Annotated in this window: 17 protein-coding genes; 9 read left to right on the top strand and 8 right to left on the bottom strand. The window is 73.9% G+C overall.

Features of this window, described 5'->3' with window-relative positions; all coding sequences use genetic code 11:
- Position 1: 1 nt before the first annotated feature.
- Both ACZ44S_RS15295 and ACZ44S_RS15290 read right to left on the bottom strand, forming a co-directional pair.
- Positions 2-1273 carry an SWF or SNF family helicase gene (locus ACZ44S_RS15295; RefSeq protein ID WP_466928797.1) on the bottom strand — a complete coding sequence of 424 codons (1272 nt, stop codon included), beginning with the start codon at positions 1271-1273 and terminating at the stop codon, positions 2-4.
- Positions 1270-4140 carry a DEAD/DEAH box helicase gene (locus ACZ44S_RS15290; protein WP_466928794.1) on the bottom strand — a complete coding sequence of 957 codons (2871 nt, stop codon included), beginning with the start codon at positions 4138-4140 and terminating at the stop codon, positions 1270-1272. The genes ACZ44S_RS15295 and ACZ44S_RS15290 overlap by 4 nt, the downstream gene beginning before the upstream one ends.
- Positions 4141-4413: 273 nt before the next feature.
- On the opposite strand from ACZ44S_RS15290, the gene ACZ44S_RS15285 reads away from it, so the two are divergent.
- Positions 4414-4596, top strand: a complete 183-nt coding sequence (locus ACZ44S_RS15285) for a hypothetical protein (protein WP_390820548.1) — start codon at positions 4414-4416, stop codon at positions 4594-4596.
- Positions 4597-4611: 15 nt separating this feature from the next.
- On the opposite strand, the gene ACZ44S_RS15280 is transcribed toward ACZ44S_RS15285, so the two are convergent.
- From ACZ44S_RS15280 to ACZ44S_RS15270, 3 genes are all read right to left on the bottom strand, one after another.
- On the bottom strand, positions 4612-5988 hold the full coding sequence (locus ACZ44S_RS15280) for a tannase/feruloyl esterase family alpha/beta hydrolase (RefSeq protein ID WP_466928792.1): 1377 nt from the start codon (positions 5986-5988) through the stop codon (positions 4612-4614).
- A 181-nt stretch (positions 5989-6169) separates the two neighbouring features.
- Positions 6170-7051 (bottom strand): hypothetical protein, encoded by an 882-nt coding sequence (locus tag ACZ44S_RS15275; RefSeq protein ID WP_466928790.1) that lies wholly within the window; start codon positions 7049-7051, stop codon positions 6170-6172.
- Positions 7052-7187: 136 nt separating this feature from the next.
- Positions 7188-7484 carry a hypothetical protein gene (locus tag ACZ44S_RS15270; RefSeq protein ID WP_466928787.1) on the bottom strand — a complete coding sequence of 99 codons (297 nt, stop codon included), beginning with the start codon at positions 7482-7484 and terminating at the stop codon, positions 7188-7190.
- A gap of 100 nt (positions 7485-7584) precedes the next feature.
- Between ACZ44S_RS15270 and ACZ44S_RS15265 the strand changes: the two genes are divergently transcribed.
- Positions 7585-8466 carry an oxygenase MpaB family protein gene (locus ACZ44S_RS15265; protein ID WP_466928785.1) on the top strand — a complete coding sequence of 294 codons (882 nt, stop codon included), beginning with the start codon at positions 7585-7587 and terminating at the stop codon, positions 8464-8466.
- Between the two features lie 21 nt (positions 8467-8487).
- On the opposite strand, the gene ACZ44S_RS15260 is transcribed toward ACZ44S_RS15265, so the two are convergent.
- Positions 8488-9087 (bottom strand): class I SAM-dependent methyltransferase, encoded by a 600-nt coding sequence (locus ACZ44S_RS15260; protein WP_466928782.1) that lies wholly within the window; start codon positions 9085-9087, stop codon positions 8488-8490.
- Between the two features lie 150 nt (positions 9088-9237).
- On the opposite strand from ACZ44S_RS15260, the gene ACZ44S_RS15255 reads away from it, so the two are divergent.
- The 5 genes from ACZ44S_RS15255 to ACZ44S_RS15235 all read left to right on the top strand — a co-directional run bounded on the left by ACZ44S_RS15255 (position 9238) and on the right by ACZ44S_RS15235 (position 14302).
- Positions 9238-10011 carry an MHYT domain-containing protein gene (locus ACZ44S_RS15255; protein ID WP_466928779.1) on the top strand — a complete coding sequence of 258 codons (774 nt, stop codon included), beginning with the start codon at positions 9238-9240 and terminating at the stop codon, positions 10009-10011.
- Positions 10012-10076: 65 nt separating this feature from the next.
- Positions 10077-12731: a sensor histidine kinase gene (locus ACZ44S_RS15250; RefSeq protein WP_466928776.1), complete on the top strand. Its 2655-nt coding sequence runs from the start codon at positions 10077-10079 to the stop codon at positions 12729-12731.
- Positions 12728-13165 carry a roadblock/LC7 domain-containing protein gene (locus ACZ44S_RS15245; RefSeq protein ID WP_190163572.1) on the top strand — a complete coding sequence of 146 codons (438 nt, stop codon included), beginning with the start codon at positions 12728-12730 and terminating at the stop codon, positions 13163-13165. The genes ACZ44S_RS15250 and ACZ44S_RS15245 overlap by 4 nt, the downstream gene beginning before the upstream one ends.
- 22 nt (positions 13166-13187) lie before the next feature.
- Positions 13188-13598 (top strand): DUF742 domain-containing protein, encoded by a 411-nt coding sequence (locus ACZ44S_RS15240; protein WP_466928773.1) that lies wholly within the window; start codon positions 13188-13190, stop codon positions 13596-13598.
- A gap of 98 nt (positions 13599-13696) precedes the next feature.
- A complete protein-coding gene (locus tag ACZ44S_RS15235; protein WP_466928771.1) occupies positions 13697-14302 on the top strand; it encodes a GTP-binding protein in 606 nt (201 codons plus the stop codon).
- A gap of 30 nt (positions 14303-14332) precedes the next feature.
- Here ACZ44S_RS15235 and ACZ44S_RS15230 read toward each other — a convergent pair whose 3' ends face one another.
- Complete coding sequence (locus tag ACZ44S_RS15230; protein WP_466928768.1) at positions 14333-14761, bottom strand: PPOX class F420-dependent oxidoreductase; 429 nt, start codon at positions 14759-14761, stop codon at positions 14333-14335.
- Positions 14762-14880: 119 nt separating this feature from the next.
- Between ACZ44S_RS15230 and ACZ44S_RS15225 the strand changes: the two genes are divergently transcribed.
- Together ACZ44S_RS15225 and ACZ44S_RS15220 are read left to right on the top strand one after the other, a co-directional pair.
- Positions 14881-15288, top strand: a complete 408-nt coding sequence (locus ACZ44S_RS15225) for a roadblock/LC7 domain-containing protein (protein WP_466928766.1) — start codon at positions 14881-14883, stop codon at positions 15286-15288.
- A gap of 125 nt (positions 15289-15413) precedes the next feature.
- Positions 15414-16337, top strand: coding sequence for a DUF6397 family protein (locus tag ACZ44S_RS15220; RefSeq protein WP_466928763.1), 924 nt, complete (start codon positions 15414-15416; stop codon positions 16335-16337).
- A 1-nt stretch (position 16338) separates the two neighbouring features.
- On the opposite strand, the gene ACZ44S_RS15215 is transcribed toward ACZ44S_RS15220, so the two are convergent.
- The gene (locus ACZ44S_RS15215; protein ID WP_466928761.1) at positions 16339-17205 is read right to left on the bottom strand and encodes an acyl-CoA thioesterase; all 867 of its coding nucleotides are present in this window, start codon (positions 17203-17205) and stop codon (positions 16339-16341) included.
- Between the last annotated feature and the right edge of the window lie 16 nt (positions 17206-17221).

Here is a 17221-nt window from a genome sequence, read left to right as displayed (position 1 = left end):
CTCACTCCTGCGAGGCACGCTCCGCCGAGGCCAGCGCGGTCGCCGGGTCCTGGGCGGGGCCGCCCGCCGGGACCCAGCGGCCGCGTTCCTTGCGGTACGGCCACCAGCGGCCGTCGCGGCTCAGCCGAACCTGCACGGGCGCGTCGACGACCGTCCAGCGGTTGGCCCGGGACCGCAGTGCCGGTCGTTCGTCCGCGTCCCAGGCCGTTTCCAGGGCCGCACGCGCGCGGGCGAGGTTCTCGCCCCGTACCGTCCACTCCTCGTCGAGCACGGCCAGTGCCGCAGATCCGCCGTGCCGCCAGGCCCGTACGGCCAGGGCCAGCCCTTCCCGGCCGCGTCCCGACCCCTCGGCGAGCCGGTCGGCCACCGCGCGGCCGGGCTCACCCACGGCCAGCCGCACCGCGTCCCGCGCCACCGAGGGCTCCTCGACGGCCGGCCCTTCCTGCCCTCCCCGGAGCGCCTCCGCCAGCATGCGGTGGGCGCGCGCGGCGGTACGCGAGGCCAGGAACTCCAGCGCGCGCGTGTCGACACCGGCCGCCGGCGCGGTCTCCGTGTCAAGGGAGGGCGGAACGCCCGGCTCCGCGGGGAGGGCGGGAGTGCCGGGAAGCGACGGAAGGATGTCCCCGGCCGCGTACGCCTCGGCCGCGTCCACGCCCTCCGCGCTCCGCGCGGGCGGCCGTCCCGCCGACGCCTCGCCGCGCCTCCGGAGCGCGTCCAGCAGGGCGCGCTCACCCCGTCCCCGCATCAGCAGCAGGACGAACGGGTCCTGGTCCAGCAGCCGGGCCAGCTGGTAGCACAACGCCGTCGTGTGACCGCAGTGGTCCCAGGCGCCGCAGGCGCACTCCGGCTCCAGATCACCCAGCCCCGGCAGCAGTTCGACACCGGCCAGCTCCGCGTCCTCGACGAGGTGGGTGGGCATCTCGCGGTCGAGCAGCGCCGCGACATGACCGGCCCGCTCGACGGTCATCGCGAGGAACCGGTCCCACTGTTCCCCGGACAGCTCCTGCAGCAGGACGTCCGCGCGGTGCGCCGTGCGGTCCCGGTCCTGCACGACCGCCGTGATGCGACCGGGCCGTACCGTCACCGCGCCGACTGCTCCCGCGCGGGCGAGCCTGCGGCCCGCCTTGAGCTGCCCGGTGTCCAGCGCCGTGCCCTCGAGCGCCGTCAGCCAGGCCTGGCCCCACCAGGTCTGCGCGAAACCCCGGCCCCGCGCGGGCGGCAGCGCGGCGAAGGTCCGCTCCGTTCCGGCGTCGTCACCGTCGTACGCGTTCATGCCAGTCCCCCTCGCAGTTCGACCAGATCGGCCAGCTCGGCATCCGTCAGTTCGGTGAGCGCCGCCTCACCGGAGCCGAGCACCGCGTCGGCCAGCTCCCGTTTGCGCAGCAGCAGTTCGGCGATACGGTCCTCGATCGTCCCCTCGGCGATGATCCGGTGCACCTGCACGGGCCGGGTCTGGCCTATGCGGTACGCACGGTCCGTTGCCTGGGCCTCGACGGCGGGGTTCCACCAGCGGTCGTAGTGCACGACATGCTCCGCGCGGGTGAGATTCAGCCCGGTGCCCGCCGCCTTCAGCGACAGCAGGAACACCGGGACCTCGCCGTCCTGGAACCGGCGCACCATCGCCTCGCGCTCGGCGACCGGTGTGCCGCCGTGCAGGAACTGCGTCGCCACGCCCCGCGCGGCCAGATGCCGTTCCAGCAGCCGCGCCATCCGCACGTACTGCGTGAACACAAGGACACCGGCCCGTTCGGTGAGGACCGTGTCGAGGAGTTCGTCCAGCAGCTCCAGCTTCCCGGACCGTCCGGCGACCACCGGCCGCTCCTCCTTGAGGAACTGCGCCGGGTGGTTGCAGATCTGCTTCAGGCCGGTCAGCAGCTTCACGATCATCCCCCGCCGCGCCATGCTGCCGGCGCCGGAGATCTCGGCCAGCGCCTCGCGCACCACGGCCTCGTACAGCGCTGTCTGCTCCTGGGTGAGCGACACGGCGTGATCCGTCTCCGTCTTGGGCGGCAGCTCCGGCGCGATCCCCGGGTCCGACTTGCGGCGGCGCAGCAGGAACGGCCGTACCAGCCGGGCCAGCCGGTCCGCGGCGGCGGGATCCCGGCCGCCCTCGACGGCGTCCGCGTACCGCGTGCGGAAGGTACCCAGCCGGCCCAGCAGACCAGGGGTCGTCCAGTCGAGGATCGCCCACAGTTCGGACAGGTTGTTCTCCACCGGCGTGCCGGTGAGTGCCACGCGCGCGCGTGCCCCGATGGAACGCAGCCGGCGGGCCGTCGACGAGTAGGGGTTCTTCACGTGCTGGGCCTCGTCGGCGACGACCATGCCCCACGCCACATCGGCCAGCCGCGCGGCGTCCAGCCGCATGGTGCCGTAGGTGGTGAGCACCACCTCGCCGTCGGCGAGGCCGTCCAGAGCCCGCCGCGCACCGTGGAAGCGGCGCACCGGAGTGCCGGGCGCGAACCGCTCGATCTCCCGCTGCCAGTTGCCCATCAGCGAGGTCGGGCAGACCACGAGGGTGGGTCCCGCCGACGCGGCGTCCGCCTGGCGGTGCAGATGCAGCGCGATCAGGGTGATGGTCTTGCCCAGGCCCATGTCGTCGGCGAGACAGCAGCCCAGGCCCAGCGAGGTCATGCGGGCCAGCCAGTTCAGTCCGCGCCGCTGGTAGTCCCGCAGGGTGGCGTCGAGGGCGGCGGGCTGTTCCACGGGTTCCTGGGTCTCGGGGGCCGCGAGCCGGTCCCGCAGCGCCGCCAGCCACCCGGTGGGCCGTACCTCGATCCGGCCGCCGTCGATCTCCACGGAGCCCGTCAGCGCCGCGCCGAGCGCGTCGACCGGCGTGATCTTGTGGTCCTGACGCGCGCGGGCGCGGGCCAGCTCCCGGGGATCGACCAGGACCCACTGGTCGCGCAGCCGCACCAGAGGCCGGTTCTGCTCGGCCAGCCGGTCCAGCTCCTCGCGCGTGAGGCGGCGGTCGCCCAGGGCGAACCACCAGTCGAAGGCGAGCAGTGCGTCGGCGGACAGGAACGACGGGCCTTCGCCGAGGCCGGCCCGTCCGTGCCCCGTTCCGTCGTCGCCGGGACCCACCTCCGCGCGGGTGGTGAGTCCGCGGACCAGCCCCTTGGGCCAGTGCACGTCGACCCCCGCGGCCGCCAGCGCCCGGCCGCCCTCGCCGAGGAGGTCGGTGATCTCCTCCTCCGCGAGGTCGACCGCGTCCGGCACGGTCGCCGACAGCAGAGGCGTGAGCGGTGCCCAGGCCCGCGCCGCGCGGCGCAGCGCGAGCAGGGCGTCCATCGGCGCGCGCGGGCCGAAGGCGGCGTCCGAGGAGCCCGCCCACACCGCGGCGGCGTCCGCGACCAGGGCCGGATCGTTCACACCGTGCATCTGCAGAACGGCCCGGAACGACACGTCCGCGCCGTCGGACACGTCGTCCGCCGCGTCCGTCATCCCGCGCACCTCGATCCGCAGCGACAGCCGTACGCCCGCGTCGTGCCCCGCCGCGATGTCGGCGGCCCAGGTCCGCAGCTCGGGCAGCCGCTGCGGCTCCGGCACCGCGAAGGCCGCGGTGCCGGTCACGAGGCGGGCGGCCGGGGAGCGGGGGAGGGTGTCGGCGACCGCGTCGAAGAACGCGCGCAGCAGTTGTCCGGGCTCGGCCAGACGAGGCACGCCCGAAGCGTCCAGCGGCACGGCGTGCGCCTCGGGCGGCATCGCTGCGGCGAGCCGGCGGATCGCCTCGATGTCCTCCGCGTCCAGCGGGCCGACGCGCCAGGCGTCGTGATCGGCGGGGGACAGGCCGGGCAGCAGCAGCCCGCGCGCCACCAGGTTCAGGGCGTGCAGGGCCGCGGCGCCCCAGAACACGGTGGCCCGGTGCCCTTCGCCCACGGCACGGGCACGCGTGAGCACCGGAAGCGCCGCCTCGACCGGCAGCAGCGCGGCGGGGACGCGTACCGCCTCCACGCCGTGGCCGCCGGGCACGACGACGGTCAGCTGCCCGGCCGACGCGCCGGCCATGGACGGAGGAGCCGAACCGTCGGGCCGCCAGAAGGCGAGGCGTCCGGCGCGGGCTGGTTCGCCGGGTACGAACACGGCGGGGCAGAGGGGCGGCTCGGAGGGCGCGGAGGCGGAGGCCGGGGGAGTCGTCAGCACAGCGATGACAGAAGTCCTCAAACTTGACTAGTGAAGCCGGAGCGGCCGAGGGTACAGCTTGAACAGTGGCGACCGGGTATGCCTGTGCTGTGAGCCGGGTCACCATGAAGGGGTGAGCGGGGAGCCCTCTCGTCGAGAGGGCTCCCGGCGGGCACCTCGGGACCTTAGGGGGCGCACCTCAGGGAGGTCTCAGGGTCGCGGTCCGGAACCGCCGAAGGCGCGGGCCCGTTTTCATGACAGAGAGCGGCAGTGGCCGCGAAGGAGGCGACACTCATGTCGAAGAACGCCAAGATCGCTGCGGGGGGTGTGGCGGTCGGACTCATCCTGCTCATCTGGCTGCCCTGGTGGGCCGCCCTTCTGATAGTCCTGGGAGTCCCGGCCGCCGCGTACCTCGCCCTCGACCCCGCGCAGCGGCGCAGGTTGCGCCGCGTCTCGCGCAAGGAACTGGGCCGCTGAGGCGGCGCCGGCGCGTCACCGGTCCTCGGCGCCGAGCGCGCAGGAGTTGACCACGTCACCGCTCGCGGGCCTGTCGATCGTCCGGTCCGCGGGCGGCCTGACGCCGCGCTCCACCCACGCGACCAGGGCGTCGAACGCCGAGCGGTAACAGGGCAGGATCGGGCGCAGCCGTTCGGGATGGGAGTCGTACAGGCCGTCGACGTGCGTGCCGTCCTGCACCGTGTAGTAGTGGTGCAGATGCGCGCGCCCGCTCGCCTCGACCATGTCGTCGTACACATCCGAGTCGACTGCCTTGGGCAGCAGCGCGTCCAGGTCGCCGTGCAGGGTGATCATGGGCCTGCCGATCCGCCCGGTGAGTGCCACCCGGTTGACGGCACGGTGCACGGACGCGGGACGGGAGGCGTAGTCGTAGGCGGCGTCGGACGGGCACGGCGCCAGGATCTGCTCCGCCGTCGACCCCGCGGAGGGGCCGGGGCAGCCCGGGTCGTAGTCCGGGTCGAACTCCGCGCGGTAGATCTTCTGGGTGACTCCCCAGTAGGCCTTCTCGTGGTACGGCCACAAGAACTCCGACCCGCGTGCGAAACCGGCCGCGTACATGTCCTCGTCGGTTGCCGCGCCGTACATCCTGGCCACCGCCACGGGCAGGGAGAGCAACGGATGGCGTCCCTTGTCGGCCCACAGGGTGCCCTCCCAGTCCACCCCGCCGTCGTACAGCTCCGGGTGGTTCTCCAACTGCCAGCGCGTGAGGTAGCCGCCGTTGGAGACCCCGGTGATGTACGTGCGGCGCGGGGCGTGCCCATAGCGCTGGGCCACCGCGCGCCGGGCGGCCCGGGCGAGCTGCGTGGTCCGCGCGTTCCACTCGGCGACGGCGTCACCGGGCCGCTTCCCGTCGCGGTAGAAGTCCACCCCGCTGTTGCCCTTGTCCGTCGCCGCATAGGCGTAGCCCCGTGCCAGCACCTGGTCGGAGATCGCCTTGTCGGTCGCGTACTGCTTGCGGTTGCCGGGCGCGCCGGTGACGACCAGCCCGCCGTTCCAGCGGTCGGGCAGCCGGAGCACGAACTGCGCGTCGTGCGCCCAGCCATGGGTGTTGTTGAAGCGGGAGGTGTCCGGGAAGTAGCCGTCCACCTGCACCCCGGGCACGCCGGACGGCGACCGGGTGGCCGCGGCGGTCAGTCCGGCCTGGTCGGCCATGTCGGTGTACGGGGTGCCGGCCAGCCCCGTGGTCGTCAGGTCGGTCAGACAGGCACTGCGCTGGTGGGCCGCGCCGGGCACCCGCACCCGCTCCTGGCGTGCGCAGTGGCCGTCCCCGGCCGCACCGGCCGGAGCCGGAGCGGAGAGGGCGGCGGCGACAAGGACGGCGGCGAGCAGCGGAACGCCACGGGACGGGCGCATGACGGCCTCCGGAAGGACGGGCTACGGAAGAGGGCAAGGGCTGATCAAGGAACTGCCCCATGGTGAGGGCCCGACCTCGCCGTCATCGATGGGTTGGCGCCATACGGAACGACGCCCACACGTGGGGCCGCAGCACACGCTAATGCCCTTCACTCGCGCCACCGCCGAAGGCCGCGCCTGCTCAGAGGGGTCGTACCGCCATCTGGTCGAGTGCCTCGAGCAGGCCGGGCAGCTCCGGCCCCCGGCCCACCGGAAGCACTTCGCCGGGTTCGTCGTCGAGCAGGACGAACGCGATGTCGTCCGTCCGGGCCACCAGCGACCAGCCGGGTCCGTCGGCGCGCAGCGTACGGGCGCCGCCCGGCGCGAAGGACGAGCGCACCCGGCCGAGCGGCGGCGGTGAGTCGACATAGGCGCGCGCCTCCGCCAGGACCCGCCGGATCCCGCTGTGTCCGCCCTGGGGAGCCTCCCCGCCGCCGTCCCCGTTCGCGCGGTCGTCCGGCGCGTCCTTCGCGCCGTCCTCGGGGCCGTCCGCCTCCTCCGCCGGACCGCCGGGCACCGGGAACGCCGCGTCGTCGACCTGCTCCCGCCAGATGGCCCACTGGAGCGCGATCTCGTCGGCCCCCAGTCGACGTTGGGCCGGCCCCCACACCTCTGCGTCCGGTGGCGTCAGCGTGGGCCCGTCCGCGACATCGGGGCCGGGGTCGTGCGGCGCGGGCACGTTGGGCGCCGCGACGGCGACCGCCAGCGGCCAGCCGGGCAGCGCGGTGACGACCGTGCGTTCGTCCGGCGACAGATCGTGCTCCATGCCGCAGTCCCAGGACGCGATCGCGACGGCGACCAGCGAGACGTCGTCGACGACGACGGTCCACCGGGCGCCCTCGCCGTCCTGGCCGAGCACCAGCCCGTACCCGTCGGCGACGGGCGGAAGGCCGAGCGCGGCGCACGCCTCCGGATAGTCGTCGCCCAGCACGCTCGGGAACTTCGCCGGCGTCAGCAGCGCCGCCGTCAGCACATAGAGCGCGTCGTCCGCGGCGGCGACGGCTTCCTCGTCCGTCCCGGCCATCCCAGCCTCCCCATCGGTTCGTCCATCGGCGCGCACCTTATGCCGACCCCGACCCCCTTGTCACGGCCCCGCAGCCAGGCCCGGAGCTGCAGGTTTCCACCCGGACGGGGCGAATCGGCCGCGCTCGGACCGCGGGTCAGGCAGCGGGCAGCCCCAGCAGCGCCCGCGCGACCGTCCCCGGGGACTCGTCCCGTTCCCGCGCGAGCGCGACGACCGCACGGCACGCCAGCTCGTTCACCCCGAACGACAGCGCTTCCGGCGACACCCAGCCGGCCGCCTCGTCCATCCGGTCCTGGTCGTCCTCCGCGCAGGCCGAGACGTAGGCCGCGGCGGCTTCGAACAGGTTGTGCGGACGCTCCTCCCGTCCTGACCGTCCCTCCGCGCGCGGGCCGCCGAACATCCTGCTCCCCACGCCACGAACCGTCCGCCACATGCGGCCCACCTTCCCTCTGCGCGAAATCGCCCTCACCGACCGTGCATCTCCTGCTGCTCAACGTAGAGTTGCGGCGTCGGCGAAAGAAGGGGGCGGCACGGTGCGGCGCTACGAACGGCTGGAACGCATCCGACGGATGGACCCGTACCGGCAGGCCACGGAGATCTACCGGCTCAGCTCCGCCTACGAGTTCCCCTGGGACTTCACCCGGTCCCTGGAACTGGCCCTCTACCGCACCTACGCCGTACCCCGGATCGGCCGGCTGCTCGCCGAGACGGCGGAGCTCACCGACCGGTCCCAGAAGCGCTACGACGACACCTCGCTGCTCCTCGACGCCGTCGTCGAGCACGGGTTCGGCAGTCCGCAGGGCCGGACGGCGCTCCGCCGCATCAACCGGATGCACCACGCGTACGACATCCCCGACGACGACATGCGCTACGTGCTGTGCACGTTCGTGGTGATGCCCCGGCGGTGGATCGACGCCTACGGATGGCGCAGGCTGTCGCAGCACGAGATCGTCGCCAGCACCGTCCATTACCGGACTCTCGGCAGGCACATGGGCATCAAGGACATCCCCGGGTCCTACGAGGAGTTCGCGAGCTGTCTGGACGCCTACGAGGAGGCCCACTTCGGCTGGGACGAGGGCGCGCGACGGGTCTCGGACGCCACCCTCGACCTCATGGCCTCCTGGTATCCGCGCCCGCTCGCACCGGCGCTGCGCACCGCCACGCTCGCCCTGCTCGACGAGCCCCTGCTGCGTGCCTTCCGTTACACCCCGCCGAGCGCGGCCACGCGCGCGTGGGTGCGCCGCGCGGTCCGGCTGCGGGGGCGCGCCGTCCGGCTGCTGCCGCCCCGCCGGGCCCCGCACTTCGCCCGGCAGAACTGGGAGATCAAGAGCTACCCGTACGGCTACCGGCTCGCCGACCTGGGCACCACCCCCGTACCGGGCCTGAGAGGGTGTCCGGTGCGGCACCCGGACTGACCCCGGCGTCCGGTCCGGTACTCAGTCCGGTCGCACGGCCAGCGTCAGGAAGCGGTCGTCCTCGTCGGCGTACGACGTCATGCGCCAGCCCGAACCGGCCAGCAGCGTGCGGAGGTTCGGCTCCGCGCGGAGGTCGTCCGGTGTGATCGTGCGGCCCTGACGTGCGGCGAGCGCCGCCCGGCCGATCGGGTGGAACAGCGCCAGCACACCGCCGGGCCGCACCACCCGCGCGATCTCCCGGAGGTTCCCGGCCGGGTCCGGCAGGTGCGCGATCAGTCCCGCCGCGAACACCGCGTCCAGCGACGAGGACCGCAGCGGCAGCGCGGCGACGTCGGTGAGCAGCAGCGCCCCGTCGCGGTCCCGTCCGGCCCGTGCCGCCTCCCGCAGCATGGCCGGGGTCAGATCCGCGCCGAGCACCACCCCCGAAGGGCCCACGGCCGCGCGCAGCGGGGGCAGGGCCCGCCCGGTGCCGCAACCCGCGTCGAGCACCCGGCCGCCCTCCCGCAGACCGAGCTCGGCGACCGCCGCAGCGTAGGCGGGACCGTCGTCGGGGAAGCGGCGGTCCCAGTCCGCGGCCCGCGCGGTGAAGAACTCCTGGACGTGTGTGTGGTCGTCGCTCATGCTCCGCATGATCCCTCACCGGGACGAGCGACACCGCAGTGCGCACGTTCGAGCGTGACGCGGTCGTTCCGGTGCACCGCTGCGTCAGATTCCAACCGCTTTCGAAAGGCGCCCCCTTCGCGCGCTCGCGCCCCCTAGCGTCCCGGGGCCATGGGACACCTGGACCACGCCACCCTGGGATGGCTCACCCCCCTGCTGTCGTACGCGATGGCCTGCACGGGCGCGGCCCTCGGACTGCGCTGCACCGTCCGCGCGCTCGCCACCACCGGCCGCGCACGCCGCAACTGGCTGCTCACCGCCGCCTCCGCGATCGGCACCGGCATCTGGACCATGCACTTCGTGGCCATGCTCGGCTTCGGCGTCAGCGGCACCGGCATCCGCTACGACGCACCGCTCACCCTGGCCAGCCTGCTCGTCGCCATGGCCGTCGTCTGTGCCGGCGTGTTCGCCGTCGGCCGCAGCCGTGACCGTGTCCGGGCATTGCTGCTCGGCGGGCTCACCACCGGTCTCGGCGTCGCGAGCATGCACTACCTGGGCATGGCGGCGGTGCGGCTGCACGGCGAGGTCGGCTACGACCCGGTGCTCGTCGGCATGTCCGTCCTCATCGCCGTCGTCGCGGCCACCGCGGCCCTGTGGGCGGCACTCAACATCCACTCGCCCCTCGCGGTCACCGTGGCCTCGCTGATCATGGGCGCGGCGGTCAGCAGCATGCACTACACGGGGATGTTCGCGGTGAGCGTGCGCGTCACGCCGTCCGGCGCACCACTGGACGGGGCCACGGCGATGCAGTTCATCTTCCCGCTCGCCGTCGGACTCGGGTCCTACCTCTTCATCACCTCGGCCTTCGTGGCGCTGTCGCCCTCGGCCCGGGAGCACGAGGCCCCGGCCTCGGCCCGGCGGCCGGTCGAGCACACCGCCCATTGACCCGGCCCCCGCGGTGCCGGTGTCCGGCCGGCCCGCCCCATGCAACCCTCCCGAGCGAGGAGTCCATGCGCACTTCCCGGAGGACCCCGACAGCCCCCACCGGGGCACCGTCCCCGCCTCCCGCCCGCGGCCGGCGCGCCCACGCAGGACCACCGGCCGACGAAGGCCCCGGCCTCCCGGACGGTCCGGCACCGGCGGCCGGGCGTACGCCACGAGGGCTCAACGGACCCCGCACCGTACGCGCCAAGATCATCTGCCTGCTCATGGTGCCGGTCGTCTCCCTGCTCGCCCTGTGGGCGTACGCCACCGTGACCACCGCCCAGGACATCTCCCGACTGCGCCAGGCCCAGCGCGTGGACGCCGCGGTCCGTGCCCCGGTCTCCGCCGCCGTCACCGCCCTGCAGGCGGAACGCGCCGCCGCGGTACGCCGCGCGACCGACGCGTCGGCGGTGCCGTCCGACGAGCTGACGCGACTCGCCCGCGGCACCGACCGGGCCGTCGCGGCACTGCGGCTCGGCGAGCACGGCACCGTCGCCGACGGCGAGGAACTGCCCCGCGCGGTGGCGGACCGGCTGGACGCCTTCCTCGCCGCGGCCGAACGTCTGCGCCCGCTGCGGACGGCGGTCCGCGCGGGCAGCGTCGACTGGGAGGACACGTACGGCCAGTACACCGGCACCATTGCCGCGGGCTTCGGCGTCGGCGGCGCCCTCACCGGCATTCAGGACGCCGAACTCGGCGCCGACGCGCGCGTGCTGCTCGAGTTCGCCCGCGCGGCGGAGGCACTGGCCCAGGAGGACGCGCTCCTGACCAGTGCCCGGCTCGACGGCGGCGGTCTCGGCGGCGAGCGGCTGCGCCTGTTCACCGGAGCCGTCGAACTGCGCCGCACGCTCACCGGTTCCGCCGTCCCCGACCTGCGCGACCCCGCACGCGCCGCGTGGAACACCCTCGCCGACAGCCCCGAGTACGCGAGCCTGCACACCGCCGAGGACGACGTGCTCGCCGCCGGCCCCGGCACCCGCGCCGTCCAAGCGGCCCCGCAGGACTCGTGGAACGCGGCGCACGCCCGCGTACGGGACGGAATGCGGACCCTCGGCGCCGAAGCGGCGACCCGCGTCGCCCTTCGGGCCGACCCGGTCACCCGAGGGCTGTTCGGCCCGGCCGGCGCCGCGGTACTCCTCGGCCTCGCCGCCGTCGCCGCCTCGCTCGTCATCTCGGTGCGCATCGGCCGGGGTCTCGTCGTCGAACTGATCGGCCTGCGCGACAACGCCCTGGAGATCGCCCACCGCAAACTCCCCGAGGCCATGAGGAAGCTGCGCGCGGGCGGAGAGATCGACGTCGAGGCTCAGGCGCCGCCCGGGCCCCGGACGCAGGACGAGACCGGTCAGGTCGCCGAGGCGCTCGGCACGGTGCACCGCGCCGCACTGCGCGCCGCCGTGGAGCGCGCCGAACTGGCCGGCGGGATCTCCGGCGTCTTCGTCAACCTGGCCCGCCGCAGCCAGATCCTCGTCCACCGGCAACTCAGCCTGCTGGACAGCATGGAACGCCGCTCCGACGACCCCGGGGAGCTGAGCGACCTCTTCCGCCTCGACCACCTCACCACACGGATGCGGCGCCACGCGGAGAGCCTGATCATCCTGTCCGGAGCGGCACCCGGCCGCGCCTGGCGCATGCCCGTCCCGCTGACCGACGTCGTGCGCGCCGCCGTCTCCGAGGTCGAGGACTACGCGCGCGTGGAGGTGCGGCAGCTCTCCGAGGCGTCCGTCGTGGGCACGGCGGTCGCCGACCTCACCCACCTCCTCGCCGAGATCATCGAGAACGCGGCCCAGTTCTCGCCGCCCCACACACGCGTCCGCGTCACCGGCGAACCCGTCGGGAACGGCTACGCCGTGGAGGTCGAGGACCGGGGTCTGGGCATGGGCAAGGAGACCCTCGCCGAGGCGAACCGGCGCATCACCGAGTCCGAGGCGCTCGACCTGTTCGACAGCGACCGTCTCGGCCTCTTCGTGGTGAGCAGGCTCGCCGCGCGGCACGCCATCAAGGTGCACCTGCGGACCTCCCCGTACGGCGGCACCACCGCGGTCGTCCTGCTGCCCACCGCGCTGCTCGACGACACCGGCCCGGCGGACCGCTCAGCCGGCGTCACGGCCCGGCGGGAGCCCCTCCGGGAACACGCCTCCGCACGCGCGCCCGGCGCCTTCCCGCCCCACGAGGCCGTCCCCGCCCCCGACGACCGCCGGGCCCTGGTCGCTCCGGCCACGGCCCCGGCGGACGTCACCCCGGCGAGGGCAGGCACCGGCGCGGCGGACCCCGGCAGCTCCGCCGGGGCGGGCACGGGCATCGGTGCGGCGGACGTCACCCCGGCCGGGGCAAAGGGGCGCAGTGGCGCGGCCGACGGCAGCACCCGCCCCCCGGGGAACACCCCCGCGGACCGGCGCCCGGGAGCCGCCCCTTTGCGACTGCACCGCCCGGAGATCGAAACGGCCGGCTCCGACGACCTCCCACGCCGGGTGCGCCAGGCCAGCCTCGCTCCGCAACTGCGCGAGGGCCGCCAGGACGGAGCGCCCGAGTCCGTGCGGCACGACGGCATGGACGACCGCACCCCCGAACTCGTACGGGACCGCATGGCCGCCTATCGCGACGGCTGGGTGCGCGGGGGCGGCAGACTCCCCGGCGCCGTTCCCGGCCCGGCCGGCCACAGCACCGAAGGAGACCCCGCATGATCCAGCAACCGCGCACCAGGGCCGGCCGGCGATCCGGTGAACTCGACTGGCTGCTCGACGACATGGTGCTCCGTGTCGCCGGCCTGCGGCACGCCGTGGTGCTGTCCAACGACGGACTCGCCGTGGGCGCCTCCGAGGGCCTCGGACGCGAGGACGCCGAGCACCTGGCGGCGGTCGCCTCCGGGTTCCACAGCCTCGCCAAGGGCGCGGGCCGGCACTTCGGGGCCGGCGGGGTACGCCAGACGATGGTCGAGATGGACGACGGCTTCCTGTTCGTGGCCGCCGCCGGAGACGGCTCCTGCCTCGCCCTGCTGACCGCGGTGACCGCGGACATCGGCCTGGTGGCCTACGAGATGGCACGGCTGGTCAAGCGCGTCGGCGAGCACCTGCGCACCGCGCCGCGCGTCGGCGCGCGGCCACCGGCCGCCGGATGAGACGAGGAAGCGGTCCGAGCAGATGACCGAGGACACGACGGGCGTCCCGCGCGAGCGGGGCAGCCAGTGGTACGACCACGAGGCAGGGCCCCTGGTCCGGCCGTACGCGATGACCGGAGGACGCACCAGGTCCGGCCCCGGCGGGGTGCGTCTCGACCTGATCGCCCTCGTGACCCTGGCCCCGGCCGCACCCGAGGCGCACGACGCGGCCCTCGGACCGGAGCATCGCGCGCTGATCGAACTGTGCCGTCCGGAGACACAGTCGGTCGCCGAACTCGCCGCCGGGACCGACCTGCCCGTCGGTGTGGTCCGGGTCCTCCTCGGGGACCTGCTGGAACGCGGCTGGGTCACCGTCAGCCGACCCGTACCCCCCGCACGCCTGCCCGACGAGCGCATCCTCCGCGAGGTGATCGCGGGACTGCGGGCGCTGTAGGCGACACCGCACCCGTGCCGCGCGCGGGTCGCTCCCGGACCCGTGCGGCACATCCTGCCCCTGCCGACCGCGGCCGGCACTCCAGAGAGAAGTGAGCGATGGTCCCTGAACACTCCGACGCACCCGGCGGCGAGACGTCCGCGCTGGCGCTGAAGATACTGGTCGCCGGCGGATTCGGCGTGGGGAAGACCACCCTGGTGGGAGCGGTCAGCGAGATCCGTCCGCTGCGCACCGAGGAACTGCTGAGCGAAGCCGGCCAGTCGGTGGACGACACCGACGGGGTGGACCAGAAGGTCACGACGACCGTCGCCATGGACTTCGGCCGCATCACCATCCGCTCCGGGCTGTCCCTGTACCTGTTCGGAACACCGGGCCAGGACCGCTTCTGGTTCCTGTGGGACGAACTGGCACAGGGCGCTCTGGGCGCGGTGGTCCTCGCGGACACCCGGCGACTGGAGGACTGCTTCCCCGCTGTGGACTACTTCGAGCACCGGCACATCCCGTTCGTGGTCGCCGTCAACTGCTTCGCGGGAGCCCGGCGCCACGACACGCAGAACGTCTGCCGCGCTCTCGACCTCGACGCCGGAACGCCCGTCGTGCTGTGCGACGCGCGTGAGCGCGACTCGGGGAAGGAAGTGCTGATCCGGCTCGTCGAGTACGCCGGGCGGATGCACACCGCCCGGCTGCTCGACTCGGTGGGATGACGCGCGAGCCGGCACCCCGCGGGCGGGGTGTCAGTCCGCGACGCCCGCCTCCGCCACGGCCTTCTCGATCGTGACGCGGACGAGGAGTTCGCCCGGCACGGCATTGCGCGCCCCGAACTCCTCGGCACGGTCCTCGCCCATGTACCGCGCCCCGATCCGGGTGGCCCAGTACCGGAGCTCCTCGGGGTCCTCCGAGAGCCGCGCACGGCCCTGCAGCACCACGAAGGCGAACGGCGGCCGGTCGTCGTCCACGCACAGGGCGACCCGTCCGTCACGGGCCAGGTTGCGCCCCTTCACGGTCCGCGCCCCGGTGTTGAAGACCACGTCGTCCCCGTCGAGCAGGAACCAGATCGGCGCCACATGCGGGCCGCCGTCGGCCCGGACGGTGGCGAGCTTGGCCGTGCGGGAGCCGGACGAGACGAACTCCCGCCACTCTTCCTCGGTCATCTTGTGTCCCATGGCCTCCATCCTCCTTGCCCGCCGCCCGGTCGTGGGGAAGGCTGGCGCGGGGACCCTCCCGCCAGGAGGGGACGCACACGGGGCAGACCACGGGGAAAGAGCAGGGGGAGATCCACGACATGGGGCAGAACCAGGGACTCGACTGGCTGCTGGACGACCTGACCCAACGCGTCGAACACGTGCGGCACGCGCTCGTCCTGTCCAACGACGGGCTGGTGACGGGCGCGAGCACGGGGCTGCGCCGAGAGGACGCGGAGCATCTGGCCGCCGTGTCGTCCGGCCTGCACAGCCTGGCCAAGGGGTCCGGGCGGCACTTCGGCGCGGGCGGGGTGCGCCAGACCATGATCGAGTTCGATGACGCGGTGCTCTTCGTCACCGCGGCCGGCACCGGCAGCTGCCTCTGCGTGCTGAGCGGCGCCGAGGCCGACATCGGCCAGATCGCCTACGAGATGACACTGCTGGTCAACCGGGTCGGCGAGCACCTGGACGTGGACACCCGCCGGCCGGACCCCGGCGCAGATCTTTGACCTGCGCTTTTGTCCCTGCCCCTCGACGTTGTCCACAGGCTCGCCACGCAGTGTGACGGAGCGGCTACGGTTTTTCCGAGCGGCGCACCCGGCGCCACCGCCCACACTCCACGGGGGAGACCAGCATGCCCGGACACCACATCCTCACGCGCGACGCAACCGCCGACCTCACCGCCGAGCGGCCCACGGAAGACCGTCGCGCCTGGGTCACGACGGGGCGCGCCGCGCGTGAACTCTGTCTCAAACGAACCGAGTTCGACCTCGCCGTGCACCTCGGCCGGATCCGCACGGCCCGTGACGACGACGGTGGCCGACGGGTCGCCCGGTCCGAGATCGAGCGGCTCCGCGCCGGGCCGGGCTTTCCCGAGACCCTCCGCCGAAGCGTGCAGGCCGTCGGAACCACCGAAGGCGCGGCCCTCATGGAGGTGCCCAAGGCCCGGTTCACCCGCCTGGCGCGGCTGGGCCTCCTGGTGCCGGTGAGGTTCTATCCGAACCGCTACCGCGCCGTGGTCTGGCTCTACCTGGCCGAAGAACTGCGGCTGTTCGCGGCCGACGACAAGAACGCACCGCTGCTGACGGGACGCACGCCGGAGAACCTCAGGAGCCTGCTCGACGCCGGCCTCGACCTGCGCCCCCGCAACTGGCGCGCCCGCCACCTGGGTCACCTGCTCCGTCAGGCCGGCCACCCCTGGGCGCGGGCCGGGGCCGTGGCCTCGCTGCTCGATCCGCTCCATGTGGCCGAGGTCGTCAAGGACCCCTACGAGCGGTCCCTGCTGAGCGGCTTCCGCGAACCGCCGCCCTCCCACGGAGCCCCCGGCTCACCGGCGGCCCACATCACGGAGGACCTCATGACGGCACAGGAGCCCGACGAGATCGCCTGGCTGCAGGCCGATCTGACCCGGCTGACCCGGGAGGCGAGGGAACACGGGCCGGCACCCCGCGCTTCCCCTCGCCGCCGCCACCCGGCCCCGCGGTCGCCCCGGGCCGCCGAACCGGCGCGCGGGACAGCCCGTGGCCTGCTCGGCCGATGGCGCCGCAGGATCAGGTGACCTACAGCGCCCGGAACAGCCCCTCCTGGACGACGGACACCAGCATCCGGCCCTCCAGGTCGTAGATCCGCCCGCGGGCCAGTCCCCGCCCGCCCGTGGCGATCGGTGACTCCTGGTCGTACAGGAACCACTCGTCCGCGCGGAACGGGCGGTGGAACCACATGGCGTGGTCCAGTGACGCCATGTCGAAGCCGCGCGGACCCCACAGCGGCTCCACCGGGATCCGCACGGCGTCCAGGAGGGTCATGTCACTGGCGTAGGTCAGCGCGCAGGTGTGCACCAGCGGATCGTCGCCGAGCGGGCCGACCGCCCGCATCCACACCGCGCTGCGCGGCTCGGCGCCCTCGACGTCCTCGGGATTCCAGCGCAGCCGGTCCACATAGCGGATGTCGAAGGGCTGGCGGCGCGCCATCCGCTCCAACTGTTCCGGGAGCGCGCCCAGATGCTCACGGATCTCGTCGGTGACCGTCGGCAGCGACTCGGGGTCCGGAACCTTGCGGGCCGGCGGCAACTGGTGCTCGAAACTGCCCTGCTCGGGCTTGTGGAAGGAGGCGGTGAGATTGAAGATCGTGCGGCCCTGCTGTACCGCGGTGACCCGGCGGGTGGTGAACGACCGGCCGTCCCGGACCCGTTCGACCTGGTACACGATCGGCACCCCGGGCCTGCCCGGGCGCAGGAAATACGCGTGCAGCGAGTGCACGGGACGGTCGCCCTCCGTGGTGCGGCCGGCGGCGACCAGCGCCTGGCCGGCCACCTGGCCGCCGAACACCCGCTGCAACGATTCCTGCGGGCTGCGGCCACGGAAGATGTCGACCTCGATCTGCTCCAGGTCGAGCAGGGCGACGAGGCTCTCGGCCGGGTTGGTCATGAGTGGCGTCCTCCTG

The organism is Streptomyces malachitofuscus (assembly GCF_055571035.1).
This window is presented reverse-complemented; position numbering and strand designations above follow the sequence as displayed.